This window comes from Neptuniibacter sp. 1_MG-2023, from assembly GCF_030547185.1.
Lineage (GTDB): Bacteria > Pseudomonadota > Gammaproteobacteria > Pseudomonadales > Balneatricaceae > Neptuniibacter.
In genome coordinates, this window is record NZ_JAUOQR010000007.1 from 176,215 (window position 1) to 188,433 (window position 12,219).

General features: G+C 43.0%; 12 protein-coding genes. 9 read left to right on the forward strand and 3 right to left on the reverse strand.

Features of this window, described 5'->3' with window-relative positions; genetic code table 11:
- Positions 1-76: 76 nt before the first annotated feature.
- Positions 77-1,036 (reverse strand): homoserine kinase, encoded by a 960-nt coding sequence (locus Q4492_RS10110; RefSeq protein WP_303417537.1) that lies wholly within the window; start codon positions 1,034-1,036, stop codon positions 77-79.
- Positions 1,037-1,071: 35 nt separating this feature from the next.
- Positions 1,072-1,350 carry a DUF2782 domain-containing protein gene (locus tag Q4492_RS10115; RefSeq protein ID WP_303417539.1) on the reverse strand — a complete coding sequence of 93 codons (279 nt, stop codon included), beginning with the start codon at positions 1,348-1,350 and terminating at the stop codon, positions 1,072-1,074.
- A 98-nt stretch (positions 1,351-1,448) separates the two neighbouring features.
- Between Q4492_RS10115 and polA the strand changes: the two genes are divergently transcribed.
- Positions 1,449-4,211 (forward strand): DNA polymerase I, encoded by a 2,763-nt coding sequence (polA, locus tag Q4492_RS10120; protein ID WP_303417541.1) that lies wholly within the window; start codon positions 1,449-1,451, stop codon positions 4,209-4,211.
- Between the two features lie 180 nt (positions 4,212-4,391).
- Here the strand turns inward: polA and yihA are convergent, their stop codons facing one another.
- On the reverse strand, positions 4,392-5,033 hold the full coding sequence (gene yihA, locus Q4492_RS10125) for a ribosome biogenesis GTP-binding protein YihA/YsxC (RefSeq protein ID WP_303417543.1): 642 nt from the start codon (positions 5,031-5,033) through the stop codon (positions 4,392-4,394).
- A gap of 211 nt (positions 5,034-5,244) precedes the next feature.
- On the opposite strand from yihA, the gene Q4492_RS10130 reads away from it, so the two are divergent.
- The 8 genes from Q4492_RS10130 (at position 5,245) to tatC (ending at position 12,003) form a co-directional block, all read left to right on the forward strand.
- Complete coding sequence (locus Q4492_RS10130; protein ID WP_303417545.1) at positions 5,245-5,850, forward strand: cytochrome c; 606 nt, start codon at positions 5,245-5,247, stop codon at positions 5,848-5,850.
- A gap of 132 nt (positions 5,851-5,982) precedes the next feature.
- Complete coding sequence (locus Q4492_RS10135; protein WP_303417547.1) at positions 5,983-6,606, forward strand: thiol:disulfide interchange protein DsbA/DsbL; 624 nt, start codon at positions 5,983-5,985, stop codon at positions 6,604-6,606.
- Positions 6,607-6,741: 135 nt separating this feature from the next.
- Entirely contained in the window at positions 6,742-8,331 is a 1,590-nt protein-coding gene (locus Q4492_RS10140) for a GGDEF domain-containing protein (RefSeq protein ID WP_303417548.1), read from the forward strand.
- Positions 8,332-8,385: 54 nt separating this feature from the next.
- Positions 8,386-10,020: a ubiquinone biosynthesis regulatory protein kinase UbiB gene (ubiB, locus tag Q4492_RS10145; RefSeq protein ID WP_303417550.1), complete on the forward strand. Its 1,635-nt coding sequence runs from the start codon at positions 8,386-8,388 to the stop codon at positions 10,018-10,020.
- An 85-nt stretch (positions 10,021-10,105) separates the two neighbouring features.
- Positions 10,106-10,438: a phosphoribosyl-ATP diphosphatase gene (locus Q4492_RS10150; protein WP_303417552.1), complete on the forward strand. Its 333-nt coding sequence runs from the start codon at positions 10,106-10,108 to the stop codon at positions 10,436-10,438.
- Positions 10,439-10,497: 59 nt separating this feature from the next.
- Positions 10,498-10,749 carry a Sec-independent protein translocase subunit TatA gene (gene tatA / locus Q4492_RS10155; RefSeq protein ID WP_303417554.1) on the forward strand — a complete coding sequence of 84 codons (252 nt, stop codon included), beginning with the start codon at positions 10,498-10,500 and terminating at the stop codon, positions 10,747-10,749.
- 13 nt (positions 10,750-10,762) lie between these two features.
- A complete protein-coding gene (gene tatB / locus Q4492_RS10160; protein ID WP_303417555.1) occupies positions 10,763-11,137 on the forward strand; it encodes a Sec-independent protein translocase protein TatB in 375 nt (124 codons plus the stop codon).
- Complete coding sequence (tatC, locus tag Q4492_RS10165; RefSeq protein ID WP_303417557.1) at positions 11,137-12,003, forward strand: twin-arginine translocase subunit TatC; 867 nt, start codon at positions 11,137-11,139, stop codon at positions 12,001-12,003. The genes tatB and tatC overlap by 1 nt, the downstream gene beginning before the upstream one ends.
- Positions 12,004-12,219: the final 216 nt, after the last annotated feature.

Sequence of the window (12,219 nt, forward strand, 5' to 3'; positions counted from 1 at the left end):
TTAGGTGAAATGATCGGAAAAATAAGCCCCTTGAGATATTTCTTATCTCCTTGGTTGGGGCTTAATTAGAGTGATGTTAATCAGGCAATTGGCTTGGGTTTTGGCGCCTAAATAGCAAAATACGTTTTAACTCATCCGGATTTTTTAGCTTTTGTTCGCTATTTTTATCTAGCCAAGGAATAAGCCGCGACAGCCAGAAACGCATGGCGGCCGTACAGCTAAGAATAGCCCAAGCTTCTCTATCCCCTTCAGTGAAGGGCCGAGCTTGATTGTAAGCCTTGAGTAGAGCCTCCTCCCGTTGGCGGTCAATTGAACCGTCGGGATTGCTACACCAATCATTGGCAACGATTGCCAGATCAAATAAGAGGAAGCCGGTAGCTGCGTTGTATAGATCTAATACGGCACTGACCTCTGTTCCCTGAAAGAGCACATTGTCATGGAAAAGATCGCCGTGGATTGTACCTACTTCGATGTTACTTGGGTTCTCTCTAAGTTGATCGAAGCGTAGAACTTCATCCTTGAGCAGTTTTTGATCTTCTACTGATAACTTAGGTGCAATCAGCTCGCTTTCCCTACGCCACCAGAAAACACCACGGTGTGCCTGTCGCTTTAAATAAAAGTCTCTGGCCGCAACGTGGAACTCGCCTAAAACTTTACCAATAGCCGCGCAGTGCTCAGGTGTTAGGTCTGTTTGCCCTACATGTTCGCCATAGAATCGTGGTTGGATGGCTGCCGGACGATTCTTTAGGCGCTTAAGGCCTATTCCGTTGCGATCTTGTATGGCGAAAGGCACGTCTATATGTCTATCAGATAGCCATTGGCACAGTTCAATAAAATAGGGGAGCTCTTCATGGTCAAGCTCTTCAAAGAGAGTAAGTACATACTCCCTTTCTGTGCCGTCTTTTATTAAAGATAGAAAATAGTTGGTATTTTCAATACCACCCTCAATGCCTTTAAAGCTGACGAGTGAACCCAGATCAAAGTCTGTTAGTAACTGGTTCAGGTCATCTTTATCTAATTGTGTATAAACAGCCAAAAGCGTTACTCAGATTGTGTTAGTGATTACTGAAATTACCAGCGGAATAGTACCCATTTAGGGATTAGCATTTGCGATTCTTCTTGGCGGATAAAGTTGCCTTCACCCGGCGCAGGAACTAAGTAATATTCTTTGCCCTGTTTTGGAACCACTTTAATCTCTTTTAGTTCGCCGTTTATACGGTACTCGTAGTAGGTTTTATCCGAGTCGTTGTAAATGGTGATCTGTGGTTCATTCTCATCTACAAGGGGAGGGACTTCCGCTTGCGCAAGAGGTGTAATCAATAATAAAGCAGCTAATATTAGCTTTTTCATAATGCATCCTTCTTTAAATATATGAAGACTTCTTCTTTAGGCGACTTAACTTATCGACTATGATCAGTCCCTTGATGATAACCAACTCGGATTTACAGATGAGCGAACAGCGCCACATATCCAACTCTCCTCTTATTCTAGTCGACGGCTCCTCGTATTTATACCGCGCTTTCTTTGCTTCTCAGCAAGCAGACTTAAGAAATTCAGCTGGTGTGCCTACTGGAGCGATCCGAGTGGTCACTTCTATGCTGAAGAGTTTGGTTAAACAATATCCGGATAGCCCCATTGCTGTCATCTTTGATGCTAAAGGCAAAACGTTCCGAGATGATCTTTATAGCGACTATAAAGCGCAACGTCCGCCGATGCCAGATGATCTTCGCAGCCAAGTAGAACCAATTCACCAGATAGTGAAGGCGATGGGTATGCCTCTGATTGTTGAAGATGGCGTTGAAGCGGATGATGTGATCGGTACGCTTGCCTACCAAGCGAGCCAACAAGGTGTTGATACTATTATTTCCACTGGCGATAAAGATATGGCGCAGCTGGTGGATAAACATGTGACCTTAATCAACACTATGACTGATACGTTAATGGATGTTGAGGGTGTAAAGGATAAGTTTGGTATTCCGCCTGAGCTAATTATCGATTTTCTCGCCTTGATGGGAGATAAAGTCGATAACATACCTGGTGTTCCCGGCGTTGGTGAAAAAACCGCGTTGGCGCTTTTACAAGGTATTGGTGGCATTAAAGATCTATATGAAAACCTAGATAAAATTGCAGACCTAGGTTTCCGTGGTTCTAAAACTATGGCTAAAAAGTTAGAAGAGAATAAAGATAAAGCCGAACTCTCCTATCTATTAGCGACGATCAAGCTTGATGTAGAGCTACATGAAACCATAGCTGACTTTAAAAAGCCGCAACCTGACACTGAGGCTTTAATCAAACTGTTTGAGGAGTTTGAGTTTCGTTCTTGGCTTGTGGATCTTCAGTCCGGTGGTGGAGCTTCCGCGGAATTAGTTACAGAAAACAGTGCAATGCCAGCAGCGCCAGAAAAAGTTGAATATGAAGTTATCTTTGAAGAGGCGGAATTAGATCGTTGGATTGAAAAGTTATCCACAGCTGAATTGTTTGCTTTTGATACAGAGACTACCAGTTTGAACTATATGGAAGCTGAGTTGGTGGGTGTTTCTTTTGCGGTTGAAGCGGGCAATGCGGCTTATGTTCCTGTTGCACATGATTATATGGGCGCGCCTGAACAGATTAGTCGTGAGCGCTTGTTAGAAAAATTAAAACCCTTATTGGAAAGCAGTGAGCATAAGAAAGTAGGTCAGCACATTAAATACGATATGAATGTATTGGCTAATTACGGTATCGAGATGCAAGGAATAGCGTTTGATACGATGCTGGAATCTTATGTACTTAACTCGACCGCATCTCGTCACGATATGGACAGTTTAGCTGACCGTTATTTAGGCGTTAAAACTGTTAAGTTTGAAGATATCGCTGGTAAAGGTAAGAAGCAGCTTACCTTTAATCAAATTGAGTTAGAGCAAGCGGGGCCTTACGCAGCCGAAGATGCTGATATTACCTTGCGCCTCCATCAAGCTATTGATGCACAACTTAGTAAAGATGAAACACTCTCCAAAGTATTTACCGAAATAGAAAAACCATTGATTCCTGTGTTGTCGCATATAGAGCGCAACGGCGCCCTAGTTGATCCTAATGTGTTGGGTGAGCAGAGTATCGAGTTGGCAGCACGAATGATTGAGTTAGAGCGAGAGGCGTATGATATAGCGGGCAAAGAGTTTAACTTAGCCTCACCTAAGCAGCTTCAGCAGATATTGTTTGAAGAGCAGGGTATCCCTGTAATTAAGAAGACGCCTAAAGGTGCACCCTCGACCGCGGAAGAGGTGCTACAAGAACTTGCGCTTGAATATCCGCTCCCACAACGGATTTTGGAACACCGTAGTTTAAGTAAGTTGAAATCAACTTATACAGATAAACTGCCATTAATGATTAATCCGCGAACGCACCGTATCCATACCTCTTATCATCAGGCAGTGACTGCAACGGGGCGTTTATCTTCAACGGACCCTAATTTACAGAATATACCTGTTCGCACACAGGAAGGGCGTAGGATTCGTCATGCCTTTATTGCGCCTGAGGGTTATAAGATTGTCGCGGCCGATTACTCACAAATTGAATTACGCATAATGGCCCATCTATCCCAAGATAAAGGGTTGTTAGAAGCCTTCTCTAAAGGTGCTGATATACATAGCGCAACAGCGGCAGAGGTCTTTAAGGTTGAACTCAATGAGGTAAGTAGTGATCAGCGACGCAGTGCGAAAGCGATCAACTTTGGTTTGATTTATGGGATGTCAGCCTTTGGTTTAGCTAAGCAGCTCGGTATTAGTCGTAAGGAAGCGGGGCAATATATAGAACATTATTTTGCCACTTATCCTGGTGTGCAAAACTATATGGATGATGTGCGTGTTAAAGCGCAAGAGCAGGGTTACGTAGAAACCCTATTTGGTCGCCGCTTATATCTGCCTGAGATTAAAGCGAAAAATGCGATACGTCGCCAAGCTGCAGAACGTACCGCGATCAATGCACCTATGCAGGGAACCGCAGCAGATATTATCAAACGGGCAATGGTCTCTGTGGATAATTGGTTAGCGGGAGCTGATTATGATGTTCGTATGATTATGCAGGTGCATGATGAATTGGTCTTCGAGGTGCGTGAAGATCAGGTTGATGCCTTTGTGAATGAGGTGAAGCAACAGATGGCGGGAGCGGCTGATTTAGATGTGCCGCTTTTAGTGGAAGCGGGTGTAGGTGATAATTGGGAACAGGCTCATTAAGCCCAAAGGTAGATATAATTGAACTATTGTGACAAACCAATGTCATAATTTAAGAGCTATCACTTTACTCTAGCGATAGCTCTTTCCAGCAAGTATGTATTAACGCCCTGTGGTATCAGTCGTTCCCCTTTTAACGATTCACAGGGCATTTTTTTGTTTGCTAGTAATGATCTATTCTATTTATTCGCTTTCTGGTTGATCATTTTCAGGTAATAACCAACAGTCTAAACGATGGCGAAGTTGATCAACATTTTGCTTTTTCAATGCTGAGAATGTTTGCACTGTCACAAGATCGCCTAATACTTCACTAAGTTCCTTGCGGATTTTTAGAAGTGTTGATTGGGCCGGTCCCTTTTTTAGCTTGTCAGCTTTAGTTAATAACACATGTAGTGGCATATGGGAGGATTGGCACCAGCCGATCATCATATGATCGAACTCTTTCATCGGGTGACGTATATCCATTACAAGCACTACGCCTTGCAAGCATTGACGCTTCTGTAGATATTCATCAAGATGTTGTTGCCAATGCTGCTTCATCTCAATCGGGACTTTAGCGTACCCGTAACCAGGCAGATCGACGATACGTAGACCTTCAATATTGAGATCGAAAAAGTTTATTAATTGAGTTCGGCCAGGTGTTTTTGAGGTACGGGCCAGTTTTCCGTTGTTTGTAAGTGTGTTAATCGCGCTAGATTTACCCGCATTTGAGCGGCCAGCAAACGCAACTTCTGCGCCTACATCTTCCGGACACTGATGTAATTTTGCCGCGCTTTTATTAAATCGTGCGCTGTTATAGTGAACGGTTAATTGATCTGATGACATATTTTGGGCCGCTTTTTTGGTAATCGCTACTAAAGGAACAGAGATTGTCGTTCCAGTTTGTGTGGATATTGGTTTATAATTGCGCCAATTTTACCTGCGATCAGGATTTAGCTCTAGTCTGCAGGGAAGTGAGGATAACATTGGTCAACGTAAAACTATTAGTGTTTTACATAGATCAAACATAATTTTAATCAAGAGTCTGGGTTCGTCGATGAATAAACTACTGATTAGCTTGCTTGTGACCATAGGTCTTACTGGTGTAGCTCATGCGGCAGGTGATGCTGCTGCAGGAAAAGGCAAAACGGCTGTATGTGGAGCTTGTCACGGTGCTGACGGTAACAGCGCAGTGGCAAACTTCCCTAAACTAGCAGGTCAGAATGAAACTTATCTGATCAAACAGCTTAATGAAATTAAAGCAGGCACTCGCCCGGTTGTGGAAATGACAGGTCTACTTGACGCGTTAAGTGATCAAGATATGGCTGATATTGCTGCTTACTTTGCAAAACAGCAAGGTACAGTGGGACATGCTGCCAAAGATCTAGTTGAGCAAGGCGAGAAGATCTACCGTTCTGGTATTGCTGCTAAAGGTGTCGCTGCTTGTACAGCATGCCACGCTCCAACAGGTCAAGGTAACGACCAAGCTGGTTTCCCTGCTATTGGTGGACAGCACGCTGCATATACAGAAAAACAGTTACATGCTTTCCGTACAGGTGAACGTGCTAACGATCCTCAAGGTATGATGCGTGATACAGCTGGTAAACTAAGCGATGCAGAAATTAAAGCGGTTGCTAGTTATATCCAAGGACTGAGTAAATAAATTCAGTTCGAGTTAAAAAAAGGCAGCGTAAGCTGCCTTTTTTTTGTAGATGTTTTTCTGACAAGATGGAACTTTATCGTCTGCTGTTATGTCTATTCTTAATTCAGTTGATTGTTCGGAGCATAAAATAGAATGAAAAAAATTGGCTTTATATTGATCGCTTTGTTTTTGCCGTTACTTGTTCAAGCAGAAGATTACCGTGAGGGTGTGCACTACGTTAAGTTAACAACGCCTGTACGCACGATTGATCAGAGTAAGGTAGAAGTGGTTGAGATGTTTGGTTATCCATGTCCCCATTGTAATAGCTTCGAGCCTTACATTAAAAACTGGAACAGTAATCAAGCGGATGATGTGAACTTTGTTCGTATCCCTGTAGTTTTTGGGCGTAGCTGGGAACCGATGGCACGTGCTTTTTATGCATCAGAGCTTATGAAAACGTTAGATAAAACGCATGAGGCGACTTTTCATGCGATTCATGTTGAGCGTCGTCGCTTTGCTGGTATGAATGACTTTTCTGAGTTTTACGCAAATTTAGGCCTTGATCGCGGCCAGTTTGATAAAATGTATAACTCCTTTGCGGTTAACATGAAGCTAAAGCAAGGCGATTCTAAGCTGCGTGGTTACGGTGTTGAAGGTGTACCGGCAATGATTGTTAATGGCAAGTATCGCATTAGTGCTCAGATGGCGGGTGGTCAGCAAGAGATGTTAAAAGTAGTGAATTTCTTAGTTGAGAAGGAACGCTCCGCAGCCGAGTAAACCTAAAGATTAAAAAAAACGCCCTTCATGGGCGTTTTTTTATATCTGTTTGCTATAAGCCCTAGTGCGAATTAGTTAGTTAGACTAACATAAGTTCAGACTGGATTTTTGGTTTCGATGTCCTGGGGATTTAGAGTGGCAGAAGAAAAAGTTGATTGGAAAAAGAAATATAGGGAATTGACTCAAGAGTTGGAACAGCAAGAGCGCAAAAGTGCCGATGTTGAGAGCCAGCTACGTCAACTTGCTAGCTATTTAACGGTTGCCCTAGAAGGGGAAAGTCCGCAGTTTGATACTGAATTATCCCAGTTAAAGCCTCTACTGCAGAAAGCGTGTATGGAACACCTATCTGCTTTGAAGCAAACGACCAAACGTGTTGAAAAGCAAGTTAAAAGTAGAGTTGAGGTTAAGGATAAGCAAGCGCAAGAGGTTGTTGCTGCACTGTTAAAGTGGGTACGCATGTTACGTACCCAAGTACAAAGTAGCGGTGCCCAAAATATTCTTGATTCGCTTGAAACTCGAAGTCATGACATCAATGATAAAATTTATGGGCTGCCGGGTTTACTTGATGACTTGATCGAGTTGCAAAGTCATGTTGAGAGCGGCAGTGAGAGTGATGGGTCTTTTGAAAAGAGTGATTTCTCTTTAGAGAACACCGCCTCTACCGATGCGCTCGGTGACGAAGTTCGCATACTGTTAAAACATATAGGGACCGAGCTTCTTGAGCTTATCAGTGGGCTTAGCGTTCCGAAAGAAGATACCCCTGATGCACGCGAGTTAGTTCAGCGTATTGAAAGGGGTTTTGAATTACCGCATTTGCCTGAGATAGTTCACCTTGTTGTTCAATTGGTTATCAAATCGACTAGTAACACTAGCGATGATTTTGAAAATTATTTATTAGAATTAAGCTCAAGATTGACCGAAGTTCAGACTTTTGTTGTGGACAGCCGTCAAGAGCAGCAAGAGATTGGTCAAAATCAGCGAGAGCTTGATCAGCAAGTGCGTCAGGATGTTAAGCAGCTGCACCATACGGTTAAAAATACGAATGATATAAAGGATCTCAAAAACGCGGTCTCGTTTCAGCTGAGCGGCTTGATGCGAGCAATGGACAGCTTTAAAAAGAAAGAGGAAGAACGCGAGAGTCGCTTACAAGGTCGGTATGAGGATCTAATCTCAAAAGTTGATGAGATGGAGCAAGAAACCCGCAAAGTGAAAGCCCATATGGAAGAGGAGCGTTTACGCGCAAGGACCGATCCGCTGACAGGCTTACCAAACCGTGCCGCGTATGATGAATATATTGTCCAAGAATATGAGCGTTGGTCGCGCTACCGTACGGCGTTTACTGTTGTTGTTGCGGACCTAGACCTTTTCAAAAGTGTAAATGATAACTTTGGACATCTTGCCGGTGATAAGGTTTTACGTTTAGTTGCTAAGGTTATTACCAAAAATATTAGAGTGACTGACTTTGTTGCTCGTTATGGAGGTGAAGAGTTTGTTATTATCCTTCCCTCAACATCGGTCACTGAAGCCGTGCAGGCGATGAATAAACTAAGACTTTCATTGGCGAAAAGCCCATTTAATTTTCATGGTAAGCCTGTTGGGATCACAATGTCTTTTGGGGTGACTGAGATTAAAGAAGGTGATTCTTTAGAGGAGGCTTTTAACCGCGCTGATGCGGCACTGTATCAAGCTAAAGAAGATGGTCGTAATTTAGTCCGGGCTAACTAGCATCCGCTTCTATCTTTGTTGTATTAATATAATTTTAATTAAGGTTCCTCTGCTGTGAAGCGTCTTTCACGTATTCTAAGAATAATCCAAGTGTTTGCTCGTTATCGTCTTGATACGATATTTTTAGGGTTATCTTTACCTTGGTACGTTCGTATTTTATTTTGGTTATTACCTTGGCGTTTGTTTATTCGCGCATCTAAGCCGGAAGCGGTTCGTATTCGGTTGGCTTTAGAGGCGTTAGGGCCTGTTTTTGTTAAATTTGGTCAAATGCTTTCCACTCGCAGAGATCTTCTTTCTGATGAACTCGCGGCAGAGTTGAAAAAGTTACAAGACCGAGTGCCTCCTTTTTCCGGCCCGCAAGCCCAGAGTTTAATTGAAACTGCATTGGGGCAGCCGGTATCGGAGCTGTTTAGCTCGTTTGAGGTTGAGCCGTTGGCGTCGGCATCCGTTGCGCAAGTTCATGAAGCGACTATGTTTGATGGGCGAGATGTGGTTGTTAAGGTTATCCGTCCAGGAATTAGCAAAACGATTCGAAAGGATGTAGATCTCTTATTTACCTTGGCTCGCCTTGTACATGGCGTTTGGGCTGAGGGACGGCGTCTTCGCCCTGTAGAGGTTGTAGCTGAATATGAGCAAACTATCTTTGATGAGTTAGACCTGCGTAAAGAAGCTGCGAATGGTTCACAGCTACGACGTAACTTTGATAACAGTGATGTTCTCTATATCCCTGAGATTTACTGGGATTTTACCCGTTCAAATGTACTCGTTATGGAGCGTATCCACGGTATTCCAGTGGCCGACCTTGAACAGTTAGCGGCTCAAGATACAGATATGAAGCTGCTTGCGGAGCGAGGCGTAGAGATCTTTTTTACCCAAGTATTTAGAGATAGCTTCTTTCATGCCGATATGCACCCGGGCAATATCTTCGTTTCTCGCAATAACCCTTCGCAGCCGCAATATATCGCAGTGGATTTTGGGATTATTGGTTCGTTGACACCGGAAGATCAAAGTTACCTTGCACGAAACTTCTTAGCTTTCTTTAAGCGAGACTATCGTTTAGTTGCTCAACTGCATGTGGATTCTGGTTGGGTGCCTGCGGATACTAATGTTGATGCATTTGAAACAGCAATTAGAAGTGTCTGTGAGCCTATATTTGAAAAACCATTAAAAGAGATCTCTTTTGGACAGGTTTTACTTGGGTTATTTCAGACAGCTCGACGTTTTAATATGGAAGTGCAGCCACAGTTGGTATTGCTCCAAAAAACATTGTTAAATATCGAAGGGCTAGGTCGACAGCTTTATCCTGACCTTGATCTATGGAAAACAGCTAAACCTTTCCTAGAAAACTGGATGAAAGAGCGAATGGGGCCCAAAGGCGTCTACCGCACTATTAAGCAGCAAGCCCCAGATTGGTTAGAAAAGCTTCCCCATATGCCTCAACTTGTCTTTGATGCTCTAAATCAGGTGCGTAATTTAGATAATATTAGGCTTAGAGATCTACGTGCTTATCAGCAAGCGAAAGATGAGTTAGAGGCTAAGAGTAAGCGTCGTACCTATTTAGCAATGCTCTTTATTGGCGGCAGTGTTATTACCGCTAGTCCAGAATTGCAGACTTGGTTGTGTGAGTTGCCTGTAAGTAGTTGGCTTTTGGCTATTTTGGGTGGTGCGCTCTTATTTAAACGAGATTAGGCTATCCCTCTGGGTATGGTGGAAGTAATATTGTTCGGGTATGCTTCCGCAACGAAAATTAGCATAGATAAAAGAGAGATATGAGATGAGTGATGTACTAACTCAGCTGGGCAAGGTATTAGAAGAGCGAAAATCGGCATCTCCAGATAGCTCATATGTCTCAAGCTTACATGCGAAAGGTTTGAATAAAATTCTTGAAAAAGTGGGCGAAGAAGCGACCGAAACTATACTTGCGGCAAAAGATGCGCAGGTTAGTGGCGATAACAAAGATGTTATTTATGAAACAGCCGACCTTTGGTTTCATAGTCTAGTTGCATTGTCACATTTAGGTGAGAATCCTCAGGTAGTATTAGATGAATTGGCGCGACGCTTTGACCTTTCGGGCTTAGAAGAAAAAGCATCAAGAGTAAAAGGCTAAGGTCTATTTGATAAATGAAGGTGATCTAATCGCCTCTGATTTCACGACGGAGAATAACAATGGGTTTAGGCGGTATTAGTATCTGGCAGCTTCTGATTGTTCTTGCCATTATTATTTTGATTTTTGGTACTAAAAAATTCAAAAATATTGGCAGTGATTTAGGCGGCGCAGTTAAAGGCTTCAAAAAAGCGATGAGCGATGAAGAAAAGGCTCAGGAAGAAGCTGATAATAAACAGTTAAAGCAGGATGATGCCGATTTTACTGATGCGAATAACGCAGATGTAAAAGAAGAGCAGAAAACTGATAAATAATTGGCCACGATAAATGTTTGATATCGGTTTCGCCGAAATATTGATTGTTGCGATTGTCGCATTGGTCGTGCTCGGTCCGGATAAGTTGCCTACCGCGATTCGAACGGTGGGATTATGGGTGGGGCGCATCCGTCGCACTGTAGGTTCTATTCAGTCAGAAATTAGCCAAGAGCTTAAAATTGATGAATTGAAAAGAACGACAGCAATCAAAAAAGAAGAGTTAGAAAAAGAGCTGAGCGATATGCAGCAGCCTTTTGATATCTTAGGGGATGATTCCCCTATAGCGGCAAAAACTACTCCAGTTGAAGAGTTGCAAGCGAAAGCCGAAGACGCTCAGCAAGCTAAAGATGTTCAGGCCGTTGAAGAAACGGACAAGGTTGATAAGTAATGAGCGATCAACAAAATGTCCCCGAGCAGGATAAAGAGCTGCCCCTGATCACCCATCTGGTGGAGCTGCGCCAAAGGTTAATGTATGTGCTGTTGATCATCCTAGGTATATTTCTAGGGTTGTTCTATTTCGCCAATGATCTTTATACCTATCTGTCCACACCCTTGACTGCATTGCTGCCGGAAGGCACTAGCATGATAGCAACCGATGTGACTTCGCCATTTTTTGCACCATTCAAATTAACGCTTGTTGCGGCGATTTTTGCAGCAATGCCTTTCATATTGCATCAAATATGGGGGTTTATTGCGCCAGGCCTCTATCAGCACGAAAAGAAATTTGCTGTTCCGTTGCTGGCTTCTAGTATTTTCTTGTTTTATGCCGGTATTGCTTTTGCCTATTTTGTTGTCTTCCCGCTGATTTTTGGTTTCTTTACCAGTGTGGGGCCGGAAAATGTGGCAGTGATGACGGATATCAGCAGTTATTTGAATTTTGTTCTAAAGCTATTCTTTGCATTTGGTATTGTTTTTGAAATACCTATAGCCACCTTATTGTTGATCTGGTCAGGTGCGGCCACCGTTAAAGGGTTACGGAGTAAGCGAGCGTATGTGATTGTTGGCTGTTTTGTTTTGGGTATGTTATTGACGCCGCCCGATGTCATTTCGCAAAGTTTATTGGCACTGCCTATGTGGTTGCTCTTCGAAGCTGGAATTATCTTAGGTGTTATTTTCGTGAAGCCTGCTAAAGATGAAGAAGATAGCGGCGCTGAAGATAGTGAAGAAAAAAGCGAAGATGAAGATGAAGATGACGACGATGATTATACATACGAAGAAGATTTTGAGCGGGCGATGAGGGATATGAAAGATTAAGACTTCCTCTGTTTAATTAAAGAGAGTATTTGGGTGCCGCTTATATAACTAAGCGGCATTTTTGTATCTACAGCAGAGGTTTCAGATAAAACTGGTCGAGGGTTAACCAGTTTTTTGATTGTTGCTCGTTTCTTTAATATTTTTGCCTTTATTTTGCAGTTTTTTAGTTTTGCCTGTTGACCTTGTTTGGGAAGTGTCTATAATTCGCCGTCCTTG